The following is a 24,276-nucleotide window of genomic DNA, read 5'->3' as shown; positions in this document are numbered from 1 at the left end:
TGGCGATGGATGGGAACTGTCAACCGGAGACAATCGCCGAGGCGGAATGGCACCGAAGCGGAACGAGGGGTGCGGCAGGCAGCACCCCTCTTTCTTTATTACATCGAAGCGCCGGCCGCGAACTTGGCGCGGATTTCTTCACGCTCTTTGTCCGGAGCGGCAACGAGGCCGTAGTTTGCGAGCGGGGAGTCGGGGCCGATCATTTCGTCAGAAACGAAGAACTCGACATATTCCTTGAGGCCCGGGATAACGCCCAGGTGAGCCTTCTTCACGTAGAAGAACAGCGGGCGGGAAACCGGGTACTTGCCGCTGGCAACGGTTTCCGTGGACGGAACGACGCCGGAAACAGTCGCAACCTTCAGGCGGTCAGCGTTGTTTTCATAGAAAGCGAGGCCGAAAACGCCGAGGCCGGTCTTGTTGGCGTCGATACGGGCCAGCGTTTCGGTGTAGTCGCCGTCGATGTCGACTGCAGCGCCGTCCTTACGGACTGCAACGCACTTGGCAGCAGCCTGCTTGGCATCGGTGATCAGCTTCTTGATGGCGTCGGTGGCGCCAGCTTCCTTGCAGCCGTCAGCCATGATCTTCTCTTCGAAGACTTCGCGCGTGCCGTGCTTGGAACCCGGGATGTAAGCAGCGATCGCTACGTCCGGCAGTTCCTTGTTGATTTCGGACCACTTCTTGTAAGGGTTGGCAATGAGCTTGTCGTCCTTGACGATTTCAGCGGCGAGAGCGAGGTAAAGGTCCTTCGGCTCAAGCTTGATGTCCTTGTTGGAGGAGTCCATCGCAAAGACGATACCGTCGTAACCGATCTTCACTTCCTGAACGTCGGCAACGCCAGCAGCCTTACAAGCAGCCAGTTCGTCGCTCTTGATCTTGCGCGAAGCGTTGGCAACGTCGATCGTGCCTTCACCGACGCCGGAGCAGAATGCCTTCAGACCACCGCCCGTGCCGCCGGATTCAACGACCGGAGCCTTGAAGTTCGGGAAGGTCTCGGCAAAGGTTTCGGCAACGATCTTGGCGTAGGGCAGAACCGTGGAGGAACCAGCAACCTGGATCTGGTCGCGAGCAGCGGCGGCGCCAGCGAAGGCGACAGAAGCCACCAGGGCTGCTGCGGAAAATTTAGCGAAGTTCATTTGTCTCTCCCGTCGTGGGCTTTGTTGTGGACGCAGCCGATAGCGACACTCGCTCTTAGCTTGCGCTCGGCGACCTTTTCTTAACCACCGTAGCCACATCCTTTTATGTCACTTCAGTGAAAGATTTGTGACAACCTAAATTATTGATTTAATTTATAAAGTTTTGCGATATTAAAAGCCGCAACGTCCTTTATGTCAAAATCTGACGGTGAAGTCCGTGCCATTGCCCAGTTCCGATTTAATAATGAGGCGGGCGCGGTGGCGGGTGAGGATGTGCTTGACGATGGCAAGCCCCAGCCCCGTTCCCTTTTTCGAGCGGCTGTCGGCGACGCTGACGCGATAAAAACGCTCGGTCAGGCGCGGCACATGTTCGGCGGGAATGCCCGGTCCCTTGTCGATGACGCTGACCTCAACCGGCTTGCCGGGTTCGGCCCGCAGCCAGACATCCACGACCTTGCCTTCCTGGCCATATTTACAAGCATTTTCAACGAGATTCTGGAAGACCTGCACCAGTTCGTCGCGGTCCCCCTGCACTTCTGCCGGGCGGTCGGGCAGATGCAGCGTGATGGTCACATCCAGCTCGTCGGCAAGCGGCAGCAGCGCATCGCGCACATGGCCGATGACGGGCACGAGATCGACCTTCTGGTCCGGCGCGATGTTTGCCCGCAATTCCAGCCGCGAAAGGGACATGAGATCGTCCACCAGCCGGCTCATGCGGGTTGCCTGGTCCAGCATGATGGCAAGGAAGCGCTCCTGCGCCTTTGGGTCGCTGCGGGCCGGCCCCTGCATGGTTTCGATGAAACCGCGCAGGGAGGCGAGCGGCGTGCGCAATTCGTGGCTCGCATTGGCGACGAAGTCGCTGCGCATACGGTCGATGCGGCGAAGCTCCGAGACGTCACGGAACGACAGGATGTAGAATGGCGGGCCTGCCCCCTCACCCACATCCGCGCGGGCGATGCGAACGATGAAGACCCGTTCGGAGGGAAAACGCTCCGAATGTTCGACCTGGTTGGGCTGGCCGGTGGTGATGGTTTCGCGGATGACATCCAGCAGGCCGGGCGAGCGCAGCCTTGCGGAAATATGCGCGCCGGCGGGCAGCTGGCCGAAAGCGCGTTCGGCCGCACCGTTCTGAAACAGGACGCTGGCATTCTTGTCGAGGATGAAAACGGGCGTGTCCAGCACTGCGAGGCCTGCCCTCACACCGGAAACGACGCTTTCACTCGGCGCTTCCGGCTCGTCCGTTTCCTCGCCCCTATTTCCGTTCTTTTCGGAAACCGTGGCTGGCCGGTCCCGAACGGTGAGAATGGCAATGATGGCGCAGAACCACAGGGCGGCGGGCATATAGGGCGTGTTGAGCTCCGCAACCGCCACGACGGCAAGCATGCTGACGATGAGAAGGGGCAACCAGTTCCGCCCGAGCTTTCTTCCCAGGAGCCTTAGTCCACCATCGCCTTCCGTGACTGCCATTTCAGCCTGCTTTCCATTCTCTGTCTGACAGCGCATCGAAATCTCATAGGCCAGCTTTATGACAGAGATTCATCATCGCGCATTTTCCACAACGTATATGCGCAAAATCGCAGCCGCAATCGTCACCGCCGCCACAGCCCCGCCAACCGGTCCTCTTTCACTTGAATTCCGGCAATGGATGTGAACTCATTGGCGGCGAGTTGCCTTTACACAACAACAGCCGGAGGAAACCATGGCCGAAGAAACGAAGAAGCGGACGGTCGAAATCACCATTGGCGGCAAGCTGCGCAGCTTCGACATCGACGATCCGGTTCTTCCAGACTGGGTGGAGGAAAAGAAACTTTCCGCCGGCGATTTTCCCTACGACAAGAAGATGAAGCGGGAGGATTACGACGCCACCCTGGAGGCGCTGCAGGTGGAGCTGGTCAAGGTGCAGTTCTGGCTGCAGGCCACCGGCAAGAAGGTCATGGCGGTTTTCGAGGGTCGCGATGCGGCGGGCAAGGGCGGCGCGATCTTCGCGACCCGGGCCTATCTCAACCCCCGCTATGCCCGCGTGGTGGCGCTGACCAAACCAACGGAAACCGAGCGCGGCCAATTGTATTTCCAGCGCTATATCTCGCATTTTCCGACCGCCGGCGAATTCGTCCTCTTCGACCGTTCCTGGTATAACCGCGCCGGCGTGGAGCCCGTCATGGGTTTCTGCACCCCGGATGAACACAGGCGCTTCCTCAAGGAAACCCCGCGTCTGGAAAAGATGCTGGTCCATGAAGACATCCATCTTTTCAAGTTCTGGCTCGACATCGGCCGCGAAACGCAGATCGACCGTTTCCATGACCGCCGCCACAGCCCGCTGAAATGCTGGAAGCTTTCGGACATGGATATTGCCGCGCTGACGAAATGGGACGACTACACGCAAAAACGCGACGAGATGCTGGAAAAGACCCACACCGATGCCGCCCCCTGGACGGTGGTGCGCGCCAATGACAAGCGCCGGGCGCGGGTGAACCTCATTCGCCATATTCTCCTGGCGCTCGATTATGAGGGCAAGGACAAGGAGGCAATCGGTAAAATCGACGACAAGATTGTCGGATCGGGACCGAATTTTCTCAAATAGAAGCGGAAACCACGACGGGCGCCCTATTCGAGGCGCCTGTCCCTTCCCTTACTGGCCCGGCAGGATGCGCACGGAATAAAGATTGATCGGGCGGCCGCTGCCGTCGATATCGCTGTTGATGAAAATCTTGCCCGGCGCATTCGGCGACAGCGAACGCTCGAATGTTGCGTTGAGCAGCATGTCGGCACGCTCGGCCGTGGCGGTGAAGCGGTGGCGGGCGCAATCACCCAGCGTAGCGAAATTACAGGAGACGGATACCTGCGTCTGGCGATCGCTGGAGGATTGCAGCGTGATCGAGATGGTCGAGGACTTGCCTGCCATATCGCGCATCACCTCCACCGGAACCTCGACGCTGACGGCGCCATCCTGTGCCACGCTTCTCGAAGTCACCCGTATTGCCTTGCCGGCGGGCGTGGCGATGTTTTCGACATTGGCGCGCGGGCCGGCCGAAACGCCGGAACTGCCCCGCTCGGCATTGAAGACCTCGACCCAGTCATCGGAAAAGCCCCGGCCTGCCGAAAGGCCCGGCGCGGGCTCCGTGCCGTTGAAATCCTCCGCCTGCACCTGCGCCGGCGGATTGGGCACGCTGGTATCGCGCTGTTCCGGCGACAGCAGCAGGCCGGAAGAATAAACCCACCAGGCGCCGAAACCGATAAAGGCCAGAAGCGTCACATAGATGAAAAGCCGGGCAAACAGGCCACGGCGCTTGCGGCGGCCAACCGCGCCTTCCGGACGGAAAGCAAGCGACGCATCGGCCGCGCTGGAGCCCCGCTTCGGCGGCTTTCCATTGCGCCGCGCCGCATTAAGCGGCTCCGGAGCAGCGGCAGCGGCACCCGGCCGCACCTCGCGCGTTTCTCCGCGCAGTTCCGGCTCGACGGCCATATTGTCGTGATGGGGGCCCTGCGAAACCGGATCAACCGAGTGATCGTCCTGCGCCGGACTTTCCGGCACAGGCGGGCGCAATTGCTGCTCCACCCTGTCCAGGAGACGGTTGCGCTCTTCGTTTTCGATGAGATGGATCAGGCTTTCGAGCCGCTGGCGCTGCTGGGAGACGACCTGCGGATCGTCTATGCCCTGCTTGCGCAGGCCCGCTTCCAGTGCCTGACGGGAGGATTGGTAAATGCGTGCACGAACTTCGGCGTTCGATCTGTCCGATTTTTCCAGAGCATTTCTGATTGCCGTTTCCAGTCCGCTCACGACCGATCCTTGTTCTGTTGCGCTGTGCAAAAATATGCCGCGCTGCGCCATGTCTTCACGATTCGGTAACGGCTATGCCGCCCCTCCGCAAGCGTCGTTTATGATAAAGACCGGATTGCCTTGAGGAAAATCGATCCATTGTGGCGTTACGAACGCAGGTTCGAGAGGTCTGCACCGTGCTGTTTTCGCTTTCAATCCGTCGCCGAACACGATATTGACTTACGTGCGCGTAAACGTAATTCGTGGGAGGAGACATGCTACCGTCCGTGCTGAAAGACAATCTGCGTCTTCCGGTCATAGCGTCACCGCTATTCATCATTTCGCATCCGCAACTGACGCTGGCGCAGTGCAAGGCCGGCGTCATCGGCGCTTTTCCGGCGTTGAACGCGCGGCCTGAAAGCCAGCTCGACGAATGGCTGGCGATGATCACCGAGGAACTGGCCGCGCATAATCGCGCCAATCCCGACCGCCCGGCGGCACCCTTCGCGGTCAACCAGATCGTGCACATGTCCAACCGGCGACTGGAGCACGATCTCGGCCTTTGCGTGAAATACAAGGTGCCGGTGGTGATTTCTTCGCTGGGTGCGGTGCCGGAAGTCAACGCCGCCGTGCATTCCTATGGCGGCATCGTGCTGCACGACATCATCAACGATCGCCATGCCCGCTCCGCCATTCGCAAGGGTGCGGATGGGCTGATCGCGGTGGCGGCGGGTGCCGGCGGACATGCGGGCACGTTTTCACCCTTCGCCCTCGTTCAGGAAATCCGCGAATGGTTCGACGGCCCGCTGCTTCTGGCCGGCGCCATCGCCAATGGCGGTTCCATCCTCGCGGCGCAGGCGATGGGTGCGGATATGGCCTATATCGGCTCCCCCTTCATCGCCACCGAAGAGGCACGCGCCTCCGAAGGCTATAAACAGGCGATCGTCGACGCACAGGCGAAGGACATCGTTTATTCGAACTACTTCACCGGCGTGCACGGCAACTATCTGAAAAGCTCTATCCTCGCCTCCGGCATGGACCCCGACAAGCTGCCCGAAGCCGACCCTTCAAAAATGGATTTTGAAACCGCCACCGGCGGTGCCAAGGCGTGGAAGGACATATGGGGCGCTGGCCAAGGCATCGGCGCCGTCAAGGCGGTGGAACCGGTGGCGACACTGGTCGATCGGCTGGCGAGCGAATATGAAGCGGCAAGAAACCGCATCTGCGCAAAAGCCTGACGCCACCTGTAAACAACGGACAGGCAAAGCTTTTTGCGGAAATTTCAAAAGCCATGCATTCAAGGCTTGAAATCCGTCGGCATTGCCTGTATCAGCCCGCCATGAAGCTGATCCGCAACAAACGGATCATGCTCGGGCCGCTTTAGCTCAGTTGGTAGAGCACGTCATTCGTAATGACGGGGTCACGTGTTCGAGTCACGTAAGCGGCACCATTTTCAAACAAAGAAATCCAAATCAAAGCGCTGGTTCCTGAACCTAGTTTCTCTGATGCCTTCGCTGAAGCGAGAGGGCTGACACGATCCGGGTTTCTTGCACGTGCGGCTAAACACGAGATGTCGAACGCAAACGGCAAATGATGCCCAGCCGAATGTATCGCCTTATCCGCATTTCGATCTTCGACCCCAATAGCGGCCGGCTAGAACTGCATGAATGGATTGGATTTAAATTAGGGCAACTTCAGAAGTTCTGCCACATCTGCGTTTAGAGCAGAAGCGATCTGCTCCACGGTTTCAAGGGTGGCATTTATCTGCCCTGCTTCAACCCGGCTTACATAGGCCTGATCGGCTTCAATGCGCATCGCAAGTTCTTCCTGCGAAATGCCCAGCGCAACCCGCTTTTCCTTTACAGCCAATCCGAAGCGTTTCTTGATCTCCATGAACGGCACAAGGCCGTTGCGTGAAAAATTTCTCCATGTATTTTAATACATATTTGATTTCGAACCACCTGCCACCTATGGCGTAAGATCATGAATGATTACAATTTTTTGGCGGATTTGCTGGATACATTCCAATCCTCACCGGACTGGATCAAGGCGCTATGGCTATTGATTCCTCCCTGCTTCCTGCTGGCCTTGATAAAAATCCTGACGCGTTATCGCCTCGTCAGCAAGCAGATCAAGGCGAGGCTTGTCGAGGAAATCATTTTGCCTATCGACCGTCAGTCCGATGGCCATATGCAGATTGCCAACCGTCGGCCAGAGATAACCCGAAGGTCACCAGGGCTACTGCTTGATGAAACGTCCACCAGTTCCCGCGATCACCAAAACCTTTGAAACCAAACCGCCCACCACACGTTCTCCGGCAGATCACAAGCAACCGGAAAGCCCTTCATCGTGGACGTCATTCGTATTCTCATCGCCATCATCCTTCCACCCGTCGGCGTGTTTCTTCAGGTCGGGCTTGGCCTGCATTTCTGGCTGAATATTCTTTTGACGCTGTGCGGTTATGTTCCCGGCATTATTCACGCCATCTGGGTGATCCTGCGCAGGTGAAATCCTGCCTGCGGCGATGGGACGCTCGCAACATTTTAGTACGTGATTAAATTCTCAAGAGCGGTTGGAACCTCACCTTCTCCTTCACGTTATGGTGATGACAACTGCCAAGGAGAATATCATGAACCAGATCATCTACATCGTCGGCCTCGTCGTCATCGTCCTGGCGATCCTGTCGTTTTTCGGCTTCCGCTGATCCCCGTTGTCAATTCGCCGGCTTGCGCATATCCTAGGCAGCAGTGACACACGACTGCGTTCATGGGTTGCTTCGCTTGTCGGGTGTATTTCGGGATCGCGTTGCTCTGGGAGGTGCACGATGAAGAACGAGAGATGGACAGAACCTGTCGAGGTCAATCTTGAGGCGAATGGCAAGAGTGTCATCGCCGGCCCCTTCGAAGCGCTGACATTATTGACCGAAGGCTGGCCCCAAATTGGCGGATTGAGCTTCGTGAGAGCCAGAAGCGCGTGCCGCGCCGCCCTGGACGGACGCAAATCGCCGGAGGAAGCGCGCAAGTGCTTTACCGATGCGGTTTCCGAGATACAGAAAAACCCGCACTGACAGGCCCGGATGAAAACGGCTCCCGCAAGGGAGCCGTTTCTTTATGGGGTGCACTTCCGCTGGCAAACAGGCCGTGGCGCCTTTTTGAAGCTTACATCCAGTATGGCGATACGCCGTAATAATCATAGACCTTGCGGTCCTTTGCATAGAGCAGGTCGTCATCGTCAAGATTGGTGAAGTGCGGCGCGTTTTCAATCTGTTCCTTGGTCAGATCGATACGATAACCATCCACTTCCTCGTCATAGTGAAGCTTCTCCCAGGGAAGCGGGTAATAATCATCACCGATGCCGAGGAAGCCACCAAAGCTCAGCACGGCATAAGCGACCCGCCCGCCGCGTTTTTCCAGAATGATGCGCTGGATCGAACCGATATGCTTGCCGTCAGCGCCATAAACGCGGGTGCCTTCCACCTTGTCGCTGGCGATAAGGTTCGGCGTGTCCTTGACATAGGGGTCCTGTCCGGTGTGGGGTTCCTGATAAGACATCTTGTTTCCTCCTTGATTTTCCGCGTTGGTGTCACGTCTGGTAAACCCCGGCACCGGCAAATCGTTCCGAAAGCTTCCCGGCGCTGCGACCGGAATTCCCCTGAAGAAGGACGAAATGAAAAGGCGTCTACTGGCGGATTTTTTGCCAGACGGACGGGGAAACGCCGACCATCTTGCGGAAAACGCGGGAGAAATGCGCCTGATCGGAAAAACCGGCGGCGATGGCGATATCGGTCAGCGCCATGTCGGGCCTCATCATCAGTTCCTTGACGTGATCGATGCGCGCCTGCATCTGCCACTGATGCGGCGGCACACCGGTAGACGCCTTGAAGGCGTGGCTGAAATGGGATTGCGAAAGGTTGGTGAGTTCCGCCAGTTCCTCCAGCCGGATCGACCGCAGGCAATGTTCACGGATATAATCGGTCGCCGCCCTTAATTGCCAGGCGGCAAGTTTGCTGCGCTTCCTGACCGGCTCCCGCTTCACCTTGAGGAAATCCGTCAGGAGCGCGAGTACGAGGCTTTCGCCATAGAGATCATGCAGCGGATCGGGATTATCGCATTCGGCAGCGATCAGCCGCGCGAGCGCCAGCAGGCGTTCATCCTCGAACATCAGATGCGGATCGAGAAGAGCGTGCGGATCAAAGCCCTGCACCAGCCGTGCACCCAGCAAACCCGCATCGAAATGCAGATCGAGATGGCGCACGAAGGAGACATTGCTGAGTTCGGCATGCACATCCAGATCGGCGGGCACGAAGGAAATCCGGTTCGCCCTGGACGATCCGTAAGTGTCGCGGCGGCAGCGGTTCATCATGAACCGGCCGTCATCCGTCCCATCCATATCGAGCAGGAAAACGAAACGCGGATCCTTGCCGACATAACGGCCACCCGCCTTCGGCGCGCAGCGCACATCCCAGAGATCGGCGACGATGCCGTTCCACACCCTCGAACGCGGACCGCCGATAACGGCAAAGCCCTCGATCTCATTTTCCATCCGCACGCGGAAAGCCATGGCCTCTTGATCCCGCAAGGCGCCATGGCGCCACTATAAACATGATAAATCTATTCATGTTTATAGTGGCAAACTATATTTCCCGCAACTGCCGGCCATAGGCCCGCTATCACCACTTCTTGGAAAGCTTGAAGGTGATGGTACGGCTATCGCCCCAGCCGCAGACGGAGACGCCGGCGCAGCTTTTCACATATTCCTTGTCGAAAAGATTGGCGACGTTGACCGATGCGGTCCAGTCGTTCTTCTCATAGCGGATGGCGGCATCGAAGACCGCAGCGTCTGGTACACGCAGCGTGTTTGCCGCATCCGCCCAGGATTTGCCCTGATAACGCACGCCGCCGCCAATGCTGAGGCCTTCAAACGTCTCATCGGTGAAGGCGTAGTCTACCCATAGCGACGCGGTGTGAGCGGGCACGATCCACGGCGATTTGCCGATCAGGTTGGGATTGGCATCCTTGGTGATATCGAGATCGGTATAGGAATAGGAGGCGAGCGCCTTCCAGTTATCGTCGAGATTGGCCTTGGCTTCCAACTCGAAGCCGGTGGATTCCACCTGCCCGAACTGGCCGCTCGTGGTTATGCCGCCAGCCGTATAGGAAACGATGGCATTGTCCTTGACCAGTTTGAAGACGGAAGCCGTGATGCTGCCGTCGAAGAAGCTCGGCTCGTATTTGATGCCGGCCTCAAACTGGTGCCCTTCTTCTGGAGAAGCCGGGGTGCCGTCGGCGAGCGTATCGATCAGCGGATTGAAGAAGGTGGCTGCCGAAACATAGGGGGTCAGGCCATTGTCGAATTCATAGGCCAGACCGGCACGGCCGCTCAGCGCGTCATCATTGGAGCGGCGGGAAACACCCGCCGGCAGCCTGTTGTCCAGCTCGGTATCGACATAGTCATAACGGCCATTCAGCGTGACCAGCCAGCCATCGCCAAAACGCAGCTGATCCTGGGCATAGATGCCGATCTGCTGTTGGGTGACAATATTGTCGGCATAAACGAAGTTCGTTCCCTGCGTCGAGCCATAAACAGGATTGAGCGCACCGATCGCGTTCGATCCGCAGCAGGCCTGCACCTGATCCAGCCGGTAATATTTGTAGTCGAGGCCGACCAGCAGCGAATGGCTGATCGCGCCGGTATCGAACTGGCCTTCGAGGCGGTTATCGATGCCGAAACTGTCAACCTTCGACACGCCGTCATAACCGAAGCGGGTCAGCATATAGTCGTTGGTGGCGGGATCGAGGATCGGCTGGCCGTTGGCATCGGCATTGGCCCAGCCGCCCGCATAGGGTCCGGTCTCGTGCTTGTAGAGGTGGCCGTAACGGGCGTTCTGGCTGATCTTCCAGCCATTGTCGAATTCGTGGCTGACTTCGTAGCCCACCATCGACTGATAGACACGGCCATTATCGATATCCGGTTCGCCATAAAAGGCCTTGCGGTCAAGCTTGCCGAACGGCGCATCGACCACGGTGCCGACATAGGGCAGGAAGCCGTTGCCGACATGGACCTGATCGAGTGCCGAGAAATAACCGTAGAGCGTGGCGCTCGTCTGGGCATCCGGCTCGAAGGTGATCTGCGGCATGATGAAACCGCGCAGATCCTCGGAATAGTCGGTGTAATTGTCGCCGCCCGAGACCTTGCCGGTGACGCGATATTTCCACACGCCCTGCTCATCAACCTTGTCGCCGAGATCGAAACCGAAGAAGGCATTGCCGAAATTGTTGATGCCGATTTCCGTTTCGCGGATCGGCTCGTCCTGGGTGCGCTTGCGGACCAGCTGCACGATACCGCCGGGATTGGCGCCACCATAAAGCACCGAAGCAGGCCCTTTGAGAATCTCCACCCGCTCCAGACCGTAGGCATCCATCTGGAAACCGCCGAAACCATAGCTGAACAGGTTCAGCCCATCGAGGAACACACCGGTCTGGGTTGCCTGGAAACCGCGGATGTAAAACCAGTCCGTATCCGGGTCCGTGCCAAAAGGCTCCGCCGTCACGCCGGGCGTATAACGCAGCACCTCGTCAATTTTGGTCACGGCGCCGCGGTCGTTCATTTCCTGACGGCCGACGACCGATACGGACTGGGGAATGTCTTTCGTTTCCGTCTCGGTTTTCGAACCCGTCGCGCTTTTCTTCGCGACATACCCTCGGACCGGTCCTGTCGCGTTTTCCGCGCCCTGTCCTTCAACGGTAATCTGTTTCAGGACGGTCGTTTCCTGTGCGTGGCCCATCACAGGCCCCATCAGAACAACGGCAGCCGTTCCCAAAGCCAGACGGCTCAAAAACTTCCCATGCAAATTTTTCACGATATGCCCCGAAACAGATAGCGGCCGATGTCCATATCCGACAGGCCGCAACACCTCAATTAAGATGAGTGTTTACATCAGGATTAAGACGGGATGCTTGTCGTTTTCGGGGCGGATTTGAAGCTTATTGGCTTCTCGCACAGCTTCAGACCCGTCATTTATAAGGCAAGGCGTGGATGTCAGCCCTTGCGCCGGCCGATCCGCGCAAGCAGCACTACGGGAAGCATGCCGATGACGACAATCGCCAGTGCTGCGATAGATGCCTCCTCATAGGTGCCGCGCGCCGCTTCGCCATAAAGATGGGTGGCGAAGGTTTCAAAATTGAGCGGTCGAAGGAGAAGCGTGGCGGGAAGTTCCTTGACGCAATCGACGAAGATCAGCAGTGCCGCCGCCGCCAGCGAGGCTTTGGAAAGCGGCAGATGAATCTGGCGGAAGGTCTGGGTCGCGGATCGCCCAAGCGTGCGCGAGGCGTGATCGAAGGATTGTGGGATGCGGCTCAAGCCCGCATCGACACCGCCCGCCGCAATGGTGAGGAAACGAGCGGAATAGGCATAGATGAGGGCCGCGCCACTGCCGATGAAAATCAGGCCGGTGGAAATGCCGAACCAGTCACGCATGGTCTGGTCTACAAAACGGTCGAAACCGCCAAGCGCGATCAGCACGCCGATGGCGATGACCGTGCCGGGGGCCGCATAACCGACCGTCGAGAGGCGGTAGGACCAGAGCGACAGGCGCCCCGGAGCAAGGCGCATGGCATAAGCGACCGCGAGGCCGAGGATCAGGGTGATCAACGTCGCCAGCCCGGCAAAGACGATGGTGTTCACGGCCTCATCGGCAAAACGGGCCGACAGACCACTGAAACGGAACCGCTTCCATGCCTCGATGACGAGATAACTCGCCGGCGCCACGAAGCCGATCAGGACCGGCAGGCTGCCGAGCGTAAAGGCCGCCCAGCCCTTCGGGCCGGTCAGCCGCAGCGGCTCCAGCTCCCGGCTTTTCTGCGCGGAAACCGCATAACGCTGCTTGCGCCGCGCCCAGCGCTCCAGCGCCACGAGGGCGACAACGATGAACAGCATGGAAAGCGCGATCTGCGCCGCACCCGGCAGGTCCGATTTCGTGACCCAGGTGGTGTAGACCGAAACCGTGAGAGTGCGGACGCCCAAAAATTCCGAAGCGCCGATATCGTTCAACGCCTCCATCAGCGCGAGACTGACACCCACCGCGATTGCCGGGCGCGCCAGCGGAACCGCGACCTTGAAAAAGGCCGCACGCCGGGAAACGCCGAGCGTGCGGGCCACTTCCAGCAGGTTACCCGCCTGCGTCAGGAACATGGCGCGCACGGGAATATAGACATAGGGAAACAGCACGAAGCCGAGAAGGACAATGCAGCCCACCGTCGACCTTATGTCCGGCAGCCGGAATTCGCGCGGGCTGGAATAACCGAGCAGCCACCGTATCGCGCCCTGCACCGGCCCGATCGGATGCAGAATATCGAGATAGGCGTAAGCGACAATATAGGTGGGCATTGCCAGCGGCAGCAGCAGCGCCCATTCCAGCACTCTGCGGCCGGGAAAATCATAGGCGGTGACCAGCCAGGCGGCAGAGGTTCCCACCACACCGGCCAGCAGCCCGACACCGGCAAGAAGGATGGCCGTATCCGGCAGGGCCGTCCACAGCACGGTCGAGCCGAGATGGTCCCAAAGGCCTTCCGAGCCCTGCACCGCCTGCGAAACAAGCGCCAGAACCGGCACCATGGCGCCACAGACCGCCAGCAACGAAAGGCCCAGCCACCAGAAGGTGGAGGAAAACCTGGCTCTCGCCCGGGGTGTCAATGGCTGGGTGGCGTCTGCGTTCATGTGCTTCTGGAAAATACGCGGAAAGGCGCTCGCGGGTGCGAACGCCTTCCACCTTGTTATCGTCGACTGGACTTACTTGTCGAAACCAACCTTGTCGACCAGCTCGCTCGCCTGCTTGCGGTGCGAGACGATTTCCGTGAGCGGCTTGTTGTCGATCTTCAGCGTTCCGAAGGAAGCGATGATCTCGTTGAGAGCTGCACCCTGCTTGACCGGATATTCGTAGTTGGCTTCGGCATAGATCTTCTGGGCTTCGTCAGAGACAAGATATTCCAGGAGCTTGACGGCTTCCGCCTTGTTCGGAGCGTTCTTGGCCACGGCCGCGCCCGAAATGTTGACCTGCGTGCCGCCATTCTTGAAGGTCGGCAGAACCACCTTGATGGCATCGCCCCACTTCACCTGCTCCTCGCCGCCCTTGCCCGAGCGCATCAGGCCGACATAATAGGAGTTGGCAATGCCGATATCGCAAATGCCACCGAGAATGTCCTTGGCAACGTCACGGTCGCCGCCGCCAGCCTTGCGGGCAAGGTTATCCTTGACACCGGCAAGCCACTTTTCGGTGTCCGCCGCGCCGTAATGGGCGATGTAGTCGGCAAACAGCGCCGTGTTATAGGGATGCTGGCCGGCGCGGATGCAGACCTTGCCCTTCCACTTCGCATCCGCCAGATCTTCATAATTGAAGGAGGCGAGATCGAGATCCTTCGCCGCATAAAGGACGCGGGCGCGCATGGAAAGCGCGAACCAGTGACCCTTGGTATCGCGAAGCTCAGCCGGAACAGCCTTGGTCAGCGTCTCGGATTCGACCGCCTGGGTGACACCCTTTTCGGCGAGATCAACGAGATTTCCGGCATCCACCGTCATCAGAACGTCGGCAGGCGAGCTGGCACCCTCGCTCAGAACGCGCTCAGCAAGACCGTCCTTCAGGAACACGGTGTTGACCTTGACGCCGCTCGACGCGGTGAAGGATTCCAGCAGGGGCTGGATCAGGCCCGGCTCGCGGGTTGTGTAGATGTTGAGCTCAGCGGCGTTCACCGTTCCGGCGGCAAAGGCAACCGTGCTGGCAAGCAGGGCAAATCGAGTAAATTTTGTCATATGGTGTCTCCCTCTCCGATAGCGGCAATAGGGGAGCAAACATCATACATGACGGTGCAAATCAAGTTTTATTTCTCGGTTTTTCGCACGTCCTTGATCACCAAGAGTTGAAAACAGGGCGGGGAATAAAAAGGCCAATCCGCTCATTCAACTTCAGGTAAATATGAGGACCCCCTTGGGATCGATGCCAAAGCGTACGGCCTTGGTTCTGGCGGGCGTGCGCTGCATCGTCCTGACCCGCAGATCGGCGGGCAGTCCAGGCACGGCTATGCCAAGCTGCTCGATCTCGCCGAGGAAGACGCGGCTCGATATTTCGCCAGCAATGCCCTCTTTGGCAGCGCCATCCTCGATGATCGAAATCGCATTGGGGCGAACATAGGCGACTGCGGCAAGACCATCCGGCAGATCGGAAGCATCGCCCAGCAGCCCGAGCGGCGTCTCGACGCGGCCCTGTTTCACCCGGCCTTCGATCTTGTTGAAGGCGCAGAAAAAATCAGCGGCATAGCGGGTTTTGGGATTGTCGTGGATTTCGTAACCCGTACCACTCTGGACGATGCGCCCGCGCTGCATCAGCACCACACGGTCACCTGCCGATAACGCCTCCTCCGGATCATGGGTGACCATGATCGCCGTGGTGCCCAGTTGCCGCAGAAGGCCGAGCGTTTCCTCACGCACGCTGTCGCGCAATCCACGGTCCAGATTGGAAAAGGGCTCATCCATCAGCAGCAGGCCGGGCTGCGGGGCAAGTGCACGGGCAAGCGCCACGCGCTGCTGCTCGCCACCCGAAAGCGTGTGCGGATAACGTTTAGCCAGATCCTGCAGATGAACATGATCGATCATTTCCGCAGCACGGCGGCGCGCCTCGGCCTTCGGCAGCGACCGGAGACCAAACATGACGTTCTGCTCCACCGTCAGGTGCGGGAACAGCGCGTAATCCTGAAAGACGAAACCAATATTGCGCTTTTCCGGTTCGACAAAGGCAGCAGACCCGGCAACAACATTGCCATTTAAGGAAACGCTGCCGCGATCCGGTGTTTCCACGCCGGCCACAATACGCAGCAAAGTCGATTTTCCACAGCCGGAGCGTCCCACCAGACAAATAATTTCGCCACGTTCAACGGCAAGATCGATATCGGACAGAACATCCGTATCGCCAAATCTTTTTCCCACCGATTTCAGTTCAAGCGCTGCGCTGCCTGCCATTTCCAATCCTGCCCTGCTTTGCGAATTATGTTGATCGCTCAAATCAGGATTAAAGTCAAAAAAGTCGGGAAAATGTGTTTCCCTTCACGAGTTGGCGAGATATGCGGCAGCAATATTGACGTTTACGTTAGAGTTAAATAGGCTTTACCGATGTGATGGACGCCAAGGGATTACGCGTCTATCATTCGTTACCGGGGAGCGAGAGGAGCGGTCGATCCGGTGACGCCACATGAGGTTCCCTCAGCCCGGCAGGTTAGGTCGGTTGATGCGGGAGCCTCGTGACTATCAGGCAGCACAAAGCGCCCCCTCGTGTTTCATGGAACGCACGGCGCGACAAAGACTCTGGGAGGAGCAGCATGAGTGAATTGTCCCTGGGACATCCGGAAAATGTCGGTGTTGCCAAGCGCTGGCTGGCATCCTATCCGCCGGGCGTGCCTTCAGAGATTCCCGCCTCGGCAAATGCCTCCCTCGTCGACCTTCTCGAAAAGAGCTGCAAGCAATTTGCCGACCGCAAGGCCTTTTCCAGCATGGGAAAATCCCTGACCTACCGGGAGCTCGACGTCGACACCCGCGCGGTCGCCGCGTGGCTGCAATCCAGGGGACTGGAAAAAGGCGACCGGGTTGCGGTGATGATGCCGAACATCCTGCAAAATCCCGTCGCGGTTTATGGAATTTTGCGGGCGGGCATGGTCGTGGTCAATGTCAATCCGCTCTACACGCCGCGCGAACTGGAACATCAGCTCAAGGATTCCGGCGCAAAAGCCCTGTTCGTGCTGGAGAACTTCGCCCATGTGGCGCAGCAGGCGGTGCCAAAAACCGCCGTCCGGCATGTGGTCGTCGCGGCGATGGGTGATCTTCTCGGCCTCAAGGGACATATCGTCAATCTGGTGGTTCGCAAGGTCAAGAAACTGGTACCTGCTTATGCCATCCCCGGCTCCATCAGCTTCAAGGCGATGCTGAAGGAAGGCCAGGGATCCTCCCTGAAACCGGTCAGCCTTACGGCGCAGGACATCGCCTTCCTGCAATATACCGGTGGAACGACGGGCGTATCCAAGGGCGCGGTTCTCACCCATGCCAATCTTCTCGCCAACAAGGCGCAGATCAGCCTGTGGCTGGACGCCGCCTTCAACGGCCACAAGGACCGCCCGGAGGTTCTGAACTTCATCTGTGCGCTGCCGCTGTGCCACATCTTCGCGCTGACGGTGAATTCGCTGATGGGCATTGCACTTGGCGGCCACAACCTGCTGATCGCCAATCCGCGCGATATTCCCGGCTTCGTGAAGGAGCTGTCGCATTTTCGTCCGCATGTTTTTCCCGGCATCAATACGCTTTTCAATGCGCTGATGAACAATGAGGATTTCCGCAAGCTCGACCTGTCGACGCTCATTCTGGTTCTCGGCGGCGGCATGGCCGTGCAGAGACCCGTCGCGGAACGCTGGCTTTCCATCGTCGGCTGCCCGATTGCCGAAGGTTACGGTCTTTCCGAGACATCGCCGGTGGCAACGGTCAATCGCCTCGATTCCCGGGAATTCAGCGGCACCATCGGCCTGCCCATCTCCTCGACCGAAATCGACATTCGCGACGAGGACGGCAACAGCCTGCCGACCGGCGAAGTCGGTGAAATCTGCATTCGCGGACCGCAGGTCATGGCCGGTTATTGGCAGCGGCCCGATGAGACGGCAAAAGCCATGACGGCGGACGGTTTCTTCCGCTCGGGCGACATGGGGTTCATGGATGAACGCGGTTACACCAAGATCGTCGACCGCAAGAAGGACATGATCCTCGTCTCCGGTTTCAACGTCTATCCGAACGAGGTCGAGGAAGTGGCCGCCAGCCATCCGGGCGTGCTGGAATGCGCCGCGATCGGCGTTCCGGACGAACATTCCGGCGAAACCGTCAAGCTTTTCGTCGTCAAGAAGGACCAGGCGCTCACGGAAGCCGAACTCAAGGCCTTCTGCGCCAAGAACCTGACGAACTACAAGCGGCCGAAGATCATCGAGTTCCGCACCGAGCTGCCGAAATCGAACGTCGGCAAGATTTTGCGGCGCGAATTGCGCAACCTGAACTGAACGAAGGGAGAGCCGGGCGACCGGCTCTTTTCTTTTCTCCCGGCCCTTTTCTTTTATCGAAGTCGCCTTGATTTGGCCGCTGGAAAAAGAATAGTTTCCTCATCCTTCCACGGAAGCCGAGGAGCACAAGATGCAGGCCACCATCGAAAAACTGAAAGCAACGGCAAGCAGCACAGCCGCAACCGATCTTCGCGCCGCCTTTGCGGCCGACGACAAGAGATTCAGCCGTTTCAGCGCGCAATTCGATGACCTGCTGATGGACTACTCCAAATGCGCAGTGAACGAGGAGATCATAACCCTTCTCGAACAGCTCGCGCGCGAGGGTGGTGTCGAGGCCAAGCGTGAGGAAATGTTCTCCGGCAAGGCCATCAACTTCACCGAAGACCGCGCCGTACTGCATACCGCACTGCGCAACCGCTCCAACACGCCGGTTCTCGTGGACGGCAAGGATGTGATGCCGGATGTGAACGGCGTTCTCGCCGCCATGGGCAAGTTTGCCGATGCCATTCGTTCCGGTTCGCTCAAGGGCGCGACGGGCAAAAAAATCACCGACGTCATCAATATCGGCATTGGCGGCTCCGACCTCGGCCCGGTGATGGCGACGCTCGCGCTCGCACCTTTCCATGACGGCCCGCGCGCGCATTTCGTTTCCAATATCGATGGCGCACATATTGCCGATACGCTGAAGCTCATCGACCCGGAAACCTCGCTCTTCATCGTGGCGTCGAAGACCTTCACCACCATCGAAACGATGACGAATGCCGCCACCGCGCGCCGCTTCATCGCCGAAAAGCTGGGTGAAAACGCGGTCAAGCACCACTTCGCCGCCGTTTCCACCGCGCTGGAAAAGGTCGCCGCCTTCGGTATCGAAAGCGATCGCATCTTCGGTTTCTGGGACTGGGTTGGCGGACGTTATTCGATCTGGTCGGCCATCGGCCTGCCGCTGATGATCGCCATCGGGCCGGACAATTTCGGCAAGTTCCTGGATGGCGCACATGCCATGGATCGCCACTTCCGCGAGGCGCCGATCCGCGAAAACCTGCCGATGCTGCTCGGCCTCATCGGTTTTTATAACCGCAACGTACTGAACTATCCGACACGCGCGATCCTGCCCTATGATCAGCGCCTGTCGCGTTTCCCGGCCTATCTTCAGCAGCTGGACATGGAATCGAACGGCAAGGGTGTGACCATTGACGGCACGCCGGTCGAAGGCCAGTCCGGCCCGGTCGTCTGGGGCGAGCCCGGCACCAACGGCCAGCACGCCTTCTACCAGCTGATCCACCAGGGCACGAGCGTCATTCCGGCGGAATTCATGATCGCCGCCAATGGTTTCGAGCCGGAACTGCGCCACCAGCACCAGCTTCTCATCGCCAATTGCCTGGCGCAGTCGGAAGCGCTGATGAAGGGACGCACGCTTGCCGAGGCCAAAGCCCAGCTCACCTCCAAGGGCATGGAAGACAAACTGGCCGATTTCATCGCGCCGCACCGCGTCTTCACCGGCAACCGCCCCTCCATCACCTTCGTTTACGACAGGCTGACGCCTTTCGCACTCGGCCGCCTCATCGCGCTTTACGAACACCGCGTTTTCGTGGAAGGCGTGCTGTTCCGCATCAACTCCTTCGACCAGTGGGGCGTGGAGCTTGGCAAGGAACTGGCAACGGGCCTGCTTCCCGTCGTCGAAGGCAAAGAAAGTGCCGCCGGCCATGACAGCTCTACACAGGGGCTGGTGAAGACGCTTGCCGGGCTGGCTGGATAAGACGCAGCCGCCACGATCTTGCGAGAGCCGGAAGGAAACTTCCGGCTTTTTTAATACAGCATGGATGGGATGTCGTTTTGGAGGTGCCTATGCCGTTCCGGCCGGGAAAGGATTTCCTGGAGTTTCATGATCTGCCCGCGGATGCGGTCCTGTCGATCATGGACCGTGCCGGCAGTCTGGCCGGGCACTGGTCGACGGCCACCATGCCACAAACTCTCAAGGGAAAGCGCGTCGGGCTGATCGTTGATGACAGCGGCTGGCGCAATACCGCAGCCTTCGATCTTGGTATTCAGGCGATGGGCGGTATTTGCGTCACCATTCCAATCAGCTTTAATGGCCGCGAAGAAATTGTCGATCTGGCGGGCTATCTCGACAATTGGTTCGACCTGCTGACTGTCCGCACGAAAGAACTCTCGACCCTGCGAGCACTTGCAGCCGAAATGAGTGCACCCGTCATCAACGCGCGGACCAGATCCAATCATCCATGCGAAACGCTTGGCGATTTGGCCTACGTCAAAAGTGTGAGGGGCCGTATAGACGGCCTCAAAATTGTGGGTGTGGCACCGGATGCCAATATTCTACGCTCATGGGTAGAGGCCTCGATATCCCTGCCGATTCAGGTCACACAGGTCTATCCCGATCAATGGCATGTCATCGATCCCGCGCTCACCAATTCAAACTTCAGGACAAGCTCCGACATCACGGAGTTGCTCGACGCGGATGTGATCATTACCGATTCCTGGCCTGCCGGATCGGATCACGATCTTGCCGATTTTAGCATATCCGCATCTCTTCTAGACAGGATGAGGCCTGACACGATCTTTTTGCCCTGCCCGCCGGTCGCCCGTGGACAGGAAGTAACTGCAGACGCCATGCTGCACCCGGCCTGCCAAAGCCGGGCTGCCAAGGCCTATCTTCTGCATGCGCAGAACGCCCTGATGGAATTTCTTTTGACCTGAGAGGCGCTGCGTCTTCAAATATAAAGCGCCGCCATCTTCCGCCAGGCACCCGCACGATGGGCGCGCCCCTCCCAGACATGCATCTGATGCCCCACCTGCTTGTCTGAAAGCAAACGGCTCAGATGATGGTTGTTGTCGAGAAACGGGTCGGCATCGCCGATGGTGAAGACCATGTCGATGCGGCGCAGCTGTTCCAGCCGGAGGGGGCAGGCAAGGCCGGGCAGGAAGTGGCTCGGCATGTGGAAATAGACGTCGTCGTCATAATAGCCGTCGAACAGATCACCGAAGGATTCCACCTTCATCGTCAGGTCGTAACGGCCGGAAAAGGCGACGAGCTTGGTGAAGAGATGTGGGTGGCGGAAAACGAGGCTCGCCGCCTGAAAGGCACCGAGGCTGCAACCCTGCACGATCGTGTCGCCGTCCGGGTTTTTCTCCGCCATCAGCGGCAGCACTTCATTGAGAATATAGGCCTCAAGTGCCGCGTGACGGCGCACACGGTCGGCGGGATGGTTATGGCCCGCGTAAAAACTTTCCCGTGCCAGACCCTCGATACAATAAAGCTGGAGGTGGCCGGCCTCCAGCTTGTCGGAAAGGCTATCGACGATGCCCAATTCCTCATATTCGAAGAAGCGCCCGTCGCGTGTCGGGAACATCAGCACCTTCGCGCCGGCATGACCGAATATCAGGAGCTCCATGTCGCGATGGAGCCTGTGACTATACCAGCGGAGATATTCGCGTTTCATGGCACCTTGAAAAACCGTCTGACCTTGTCCTTATGGACCGCATCTTGCGATGCGCTGTCAGGGTAATCGAAATGGCCTGCGTCTAGGATGAAGATTTCATTAAATTTTGATTGCGGCAAAGCATTGGCCACCGCGAACTGGCAGGGCGGTGCGACTGCCGGATCAAAAAGCGCGGGCGCGACCAGCATCGGCACCTTTATTCGGGCTGCGGCACAGGCAGCATCGAACAGGCGCAGGGTTTCGAGCACATTGGCGTGGGTCTTCTGATAGGTCTGGACCGCATCCGCGCTGCCGACGGTAGGCAGCGTCAGCCAGAACGGTCGGTGGCCAAAGGTCGGCACCACCAGATGGCCCCGATCTATACGCGCGTCGAAAGGGATGGCCAGGGCGCCGATGCCGCCGCCGAAGCTGATGCCGCTATACCCCACCTGCCCTTCCAGCCAGGGATAAAGGCTGACAAGCGTCGAAACGGCGACCCACAGATCATCGACGCAACCGCCGATGATATAATCATCCTTCCTGTCGATATTGTAGAGGACATGAAGGGCCGGATCGGACGAAATCGGCGGACATGCACTGAGCGAAAGCCCGCGAAAACAGGGAAACAACACAGCCGTTTCCTCCACCGGCACATCGAAATCCGGAGCCTCACGGCCGCCATAACCGTGCCCGACGACGAGGCCGCGCCGCACCTGTCCCTCGCGCGGCAAAAGCAGCCATCCGCCGATACGGAAGCCGTCGGTGGATGTGTAGGAAAGATCGAGGACCTGCCAGCGGGGGTGGGTTAACTTGCTCCTGCGCAGCACCGGCCGCGGATCTGTTGCGAGCGCACGGCGATAGCGCTTCTTCCAGAAATCATCAAAACCCGGCGGCGCTTCCGGTGGGGTAATGGCGAGCAATTGCTCGCGCTGCATGCCATAGCTGGGGTCGAAATCGAAAGGATGGGTTTTGGGAACGCTCATGCGATGCTTGTTTCGTGAAAAAACAGCGGACACAAGCTTGATAATCGCGAAATAACGGTTTTTTACGGCTTTGGCGCCGGGAAGAGCGTTGAACCACCTTTTCAAAATGGTTCAACCGTGCCCTTCACAAACCGATTTCATGCGCGAAGGGCGGATTTGCGCCTGCGCGCGAAACGGTGACCGCTGCGGCTTTCGCGCCCAGCGCCAAAGCCTTCCTGATCTGTTCTTCGCTCAGCGACGCCACCTGCGCCTTGGTCAGCAGCCCCTGCATTTTCAGCGAAGCGAGAATGCCGGCATCGAACGTATCTCCGGCGCCGACCGTATCGACCACCTCTACCCGTTCGGAGGCAACTTCCACCTTGAGATTGGCACTGTAACCGACGGCACCCTTGGCGCCACGGGTGACGACGACCAGTTTTGCGCCATGGTGCAGCCAGTGGCGGGCAAGCGTATCCTCGTCGCCTTCAAGGCCGAACCACGCCAGGTCCTCATCCGAGAATTTGACGATATCCGACATGGCCGCCATGCGGCGGATACGGGCCATATGGGACTGTTTGTCCTTGATGAAACCGGGGCGGATATTCGGATCGAGCGAGATGACGCGGGTCTCGTGCTCGCGCGTCATCAGCGCCTCATAGGTGCTGCCGCAGGGTTCCGGGATGAGGCTGATGGCACCGAAATGCAGCGCTTCGCAGTCGGCGCCCAACGCCGGAAGTTCGGCTTCGGTGATCATCCGGCCGGCGGTGTTCTCGTCGTAAAAGGCATAGGTCGCGTGGCCATCCACCAGCTTGACGAAGGCGATGGTGGTGGGGCGCGAAAGGGTGGCGCAATAGCTGAAATCCACCTTGCTGGCGCGCAGGGTCTCGCGCAGGATATCACCCATCATGTCATCGGAAAGGCCGGTGAAGAAAGCAGCCGGAACGCCGAGACGCCCCAGTGCAATTGCCGTGTTGAAGACCGCTCCGCCGGCATAGGGGGCAAAACCCGCCTCGCCCAGCGTCGTCTGCCGGGGCAGCATGTCGATCAGGGCTTCACCACAACACAGGATCATTACGGTCCTCCTCAAAACAGCAAATCAAATGGACTTAAATCGATTTAGACGAAGATCGATCGGAAGGCCAGCCACAAAGCCTGGCTGGCCGCATCCGAAATTAAGATTGCGGCAATTCGCTGACACCGCCACGCTTTGCAGACCAGGGCAGCGGATTATCAAGGAAGGCCTCGACCTCGGACAGGGTCTTTTCATCGAACAGTTTTTCAGCCCGGGCAACCGCCAGAACGTCGCGCCAGGTCGTCAGGTAATGCAGCTTGACATTGCCATTGGCGAAACGTGCTTCGGCCTCTTCAAAGATGCCGTAATAAAACAGCGCGATGCCATGATCGACAATACCACCCGCCGCGCGGATGGCATCGATGAAAGTGAACATCGAGCCGCCGGCCGTCGTCAGATCCTCGATGACGAGAACGCGGGCACCTTCCGGCATATGACCTTCGATCTGGGCGTTGCGGCCATGGCCTTTCGGCTTCTTGCGGCAATAGATCATCGGCAGGCCAAGGCGCTCGGCAAGGAAAGCCGCAAAGGGAATGCCCGCCGTTTCACCGCCCGCGACACAGTCGAATTTCTCGAAACCCGCTTCGCGCATCACCGCCGCAGCTGCGAAATCCATCGCCGCCGAGCGGATGCGCGGGAAGGAGATGAGCTTGCGCATATCGATATAGACCGGGCTCTTCATGCCCGAAGCGAAGGTATAGGGGCTTTCGGAGTTGAAATGGACCGCCTTGATTTCCCACAACATCTTTGCAACCAGTTCCGCGACGACGGTGCGGTCGGTGAATGTGAAATGGTTCATAGGCGTTCTCCTTTTTCGGCCCTGGTTTATCGCTTCCGAG

Annotated in this window: 22 protein-coding genes, 1 tRNA gene and 1 pseudogene; 10 read left to right on the top strand and 14 right to left on the bottom strand. The window is 58.7% G+C overall.

Features of this window, described 5'->3' with window-relative positions:
* Positions 1–98 precede the first annotated feature (98 nt).
* Together O3S81_RS06930 and phoR are read right to left on the bottom strand one after the other, a co-directional pair.
* A complete protein-coding gene (locus O3S81_RS06930; RefSeq protein WP_269341811.1) occupies positions 99–1,133 on the bottom strand; it encodes a substrate-binding domain-containing protein in 1,035 nt (344 codons plus the stop codon).
* A 195-nt stretch (positions 1,134–1,328) separates the two neighbouring features.
* The gene (gene phoR / locus O3S81_RS06925) at positions 1,329–2,600 is read right to left on the bottom strand and encodes a phosphate regulon sensor histidine kinase PhoR (RefSeq protein ID WP_269341809.1); all 1,272 of its coding nucleotides are present in this window, start codon (positions 2,598–2,600) and stop codon (positions 1,329–1,331) included.
* Between the two features lie 232 nt (positions 2,601–2,832).
* Here phoR and ppk2 point away from each other — a divergent pair, with 232 nt between their 5' ends.
* On the top strand, positions 2,833–3,714 hold the full coding sequence (gene ppk2 / locus O3S81_RS06920) for a polyphosphate kinase 2 (protein ID WP_269341807.1): 882 nt from the start codon (positions 2,833–2,835) through the stop codon (positions 3,712–3,714).
* A 48-nt stretch (positions 3,715–3,762) separates the two neighbouring features.
* Here the strand turns inward: ppk2 and O3S81_RS06915 are convergent, their stop codons facing one another.
* Positions 3,763–4,911 carry a hypothetical protein gene (locus tag O3S81_RS06915; protein ID WP_269341805.1) on the bottom strand — a complete coding sequence of 383 codons (1,149 nt, stop codon included), beginning with the start codon at positions 4,909–4,911 and terminating at the stop codon, positions 3,763–3,765.
* 254 nt (positions 4,912–5,165) lie between these two features.
* Between O3S81_RS06915 and O3S81_RS06910 the strand changes: the two genes are divergently transcribed.
* The 3 genes and pseudogenes from O3S81_RS06910 to O3S81_RS26565 all read left to right on the top strand — a co-directional run.
* A complete protein-coding gene (locus O3S81_RS06910) occupies positions 5,166–6,128 on the top strand; it encodes an NAD(P)H-dependent flavin oxidoreductase (protein WP_269341803.1) in 963 nt (320 codons plus the stop codon).
* A 136-nt stretch (positions 6,129–6,264) separates the two neighbouring features.
* Positions 6,265–6,340: transfer RNA gene (locus O3S81_RS06905), tRNA-Thr, on the top strand.
* A 54-nt stretch (positions 6,341–6,394) separates the two neighbouring features.
* Positions 6,395–6,484, top strand: a pseudogene (locus tag O3S81_RS26565) (type II toxin-antitoxin system HicB family antitoxin); the annotation flags it as partial.
* Between the two features lie 89 nt (positions 6,485–6,573).
* Here the strand turns inward: O3S81_RS26565 and O3S81_RS06900 are convergent.
* Positions 6,574–6,783: a helix-turn-helix domain-containing protein gene (locus O3S81_RS06900; RefSeq protein WP_269341801.1), complete on the bottom strand. Its 210-nt coding sequence runs from the start codon at positions 6,781–6,783 to the stop codon at positions 6,574–6,576.
* Between the two features lie 90 nt (positions 6,784–6,873).
* On the opposite strand from O3S81_RS06900, the gene O3S81_RS06895 reads away from it, so the two are divergent.
* The 3 genes from O3S81_RS06895 to O3S81_RS06885 all read left to right on the top strand — a co-directional run bounded on the left by O3S81_RS06895 (position 6,874) and on the right by O3S81_RS06885 (position 7,957).
* Positions 6,874–7,179: a hypothetical protein gene (locus O3S81_RS06895; protein ID WP_269341799.1), complete on the top strand. Its 306-nt coding sequence runs from the start codon at positions 6,874–6,876 to the stop codon at positions 7,177–7,179.
* A 60-nt stretch (positions 7,180–7,239) separates the two neighbouring features.
* A complete protein-coding gene (locus tag O3S81_RS06890) occupies positions 7,240–7,398 on the top strand; it encodes a YqaE/Pmp3 family membrane protein (RefSeq protein WP_020811433.1) in 159 nt (52 codons plus the stop codon).
* 316 nt (positions 7,399–7,714) lie between these two features.
* Entirely contained in the window at positions 7,715–7,957 is a 243-nt protein-coding gene (locus O3S81_RS06885; protein ID WP_269341798.1) for a DUF982 domain-containing protein, read from the top strand.
* Positions 7,958–8,048: 91 nt separating this feature from the next.
* On the opposite strand, the gene O3S81_RS06880 is transcribed toward O3S81_RS06885, so the two are convergent.
* From O3S81_RS06880 to O3S81_RS06855, 6 genes are all read right to left on the bottom strand, one after another.
* A complete protein-coding gene (locus tag O3S81_RS06880) occupies positions 8,049–8,441 on the bottom strand; it encodes a PRC-barrel domain-containing protein (RefSeq protein WP_269341796.1) in 393 nt (130 codons plus the stop codon).
* A gap of 127 nt (positions 8,442–8,568) precedes the next feature.
* On the bottom strand, positions 8,569–9,450 hold the full coding sequence (locus O3S81_RS06875; RefSeq protein ID WP_269341794.1) for a helix-turn-helix transcriptional regulator: 882 nt from the start codon (positions 9,448–9,450) through the stop codon (positions 8,569–8,571).
* 109 nt (positions 9,451–9,559) lie between these two features.
* Positions 9,560–11,749: a TonB-dependent siderophore receptor gene (locus O3S81_RS06870; RefSeq protein WP_269341792.1), complete on the bottom strand. Its 2,190-nt coding sequence runs from the start codon at positions 11,747–11,749 to the stop codon at positions 9,560–9,562.
* A gap of 179 nt (positions 11,750–11,928) precedes the next feature.
* A complete protein-coding gene (locus O3S81_RS06865; protein WP_269341790.1) occupies positions 11,929–13,605 on the bottom strand; it encodes an ABC transporter permease in 1,677 nt (558 codons plus the stop codon).
* A 72-nt stretch (positions 13,606–13,677) separates the two neighbouring features.
* The gene (locus O3S81_RS06860; protein WP_269341788.1) at positions 13,678–14,694 is read right to left on the bottom strand and encodes an extracellular solute-binding protein; all 1,017 of its coding nucleotides are present in this window, start codon (positions 14,692–14,694) and stop codon (positions 13,678–13,680) included.
* A 153-nt stretch (positions 14,695–14,847) separates the two neighbouring features.
* Entirely contained in the window at positions 14,848–15,897 is a 1,050-nt protein-coding gene (locus tag O3S81_RS06855) for an ABC transporter ATP-binding protein (RefSeq protein ID WP_269341786.1), read from the bottom strand.
* 356 nt (positions 15,898–16,253) lie between these two features.
* Between O3S81_RS06855 and O3S81_RS06850 the strand changes: the two genes are divergently transcribed.
* The 3 genes from O3S81_RS06850 (at position 16,254) to O3S81_RS06840 (ending at position 20,681) form a co-directional block, all read left to right on the top strand.
* Entirely contained in the window at positions 16,254–17,966 is a 1,713-nt protein-coding gene (locus O3S81_RS06850; protein WP_269341784.1) for a long-chain fatty acid--CoA ligase, read from the top strand.
* 130 nt (positions 17,967–18,096) lie between these two features.
* The gene (pgi, locus tag O3S81_RS06845; protein WP_269341783.1) at positions 18,097–19,722 is read left to right on the top strand and encodes a glucose-6-phosphate isomerase; all 1,626 of its coding nucleotides are present in this window, start codon (positions 18,097–18,099) and stop codon (positions 19,720–19,722) included.
* Positions 19,723–19,811: 89 nt separating this feature from the next.
* Positions 19,812–20,681 (top strand): ornithine carbamoyltransferase, encoded by an 870-nt coding sequence (locus O3S81_RS06840; RefSeq protein ID WP_269341781.1) that lies wholly within the window; start codon positions 19,812–19,814, stop codon positions 20,679–20,681.
* Positions 20,682–20,695: 14 nt separating this feature from the next.
* On the opposite strand, the gene O3S81_RS06835 is transcribed toward O3S81_RS06840, so the two are convergent.
* The 4 genes from O3S81_RS06835 to O3S81_RS06820 form a co-directional block, all read right to left on the bottom strand.
* A complete protein-coding gene (locus O3S81_RS06835) occupies positions 20,696–21,424 on the bottom strand; it encodes an esterase family protein (protein ID WP_269341779.1) in 729 nt (242 codons plus the stop codon).
* Positions 21,421–22,386: an acetylxylan esterase gene (locus O3S81_RS06830; protein WP_269341777.1), complete on the bottom strand. Its 966-nt coding sequence runs from the start codon at positions 22,384–22,386 to the stop codon at positions 21,421–21,423. Before O3S81_RS06830 ends, O3S81_RS06835 begins: the two co-directional genes overlap by 4 nt.
* A 124-nt stretch (positions 22,387–22,510) precedes the next feature.
* Positions 22,511–23,437 (bottom strand): carbohydrate kinase family protein, encoded by a 927-nt coding sequence (locus tag O3S81_RS06825; protein ID WP_269341775.1) that lies wholly within the window; start codon positions 23,435–23,437, stop codon positions 22,511–22,513.
* Between the two features lie 100 nt (positions 23,438–23,537).
* Positions 23,538–24,236: an orotate phosphoribosyltransferase gene (locus O3S81_RS06820; protein ID WP_269341773.1), complete on the bottom strand. Its 699-nt coding sequence runs from the start codon at positions 24,234–24,236 to the stop codon at positions 23,538–23,540.
* Positions 24,237–24,276 lie beyond the last annotated feature (40 nt).

Source organism: Agrobacterium sp. SOY23 (genome assembly GCF_027212525.1).
Lineage (GTDB): Bacteria > Pseudomonadota > Alphaproteobacteria > Rhizobiales > Rhizobiaceae > Agrobacterium > Agrobacterium tumefaciens_I.
This window is presented reverse-complemented; position numbering and strand designations above follow the sequence as displayed.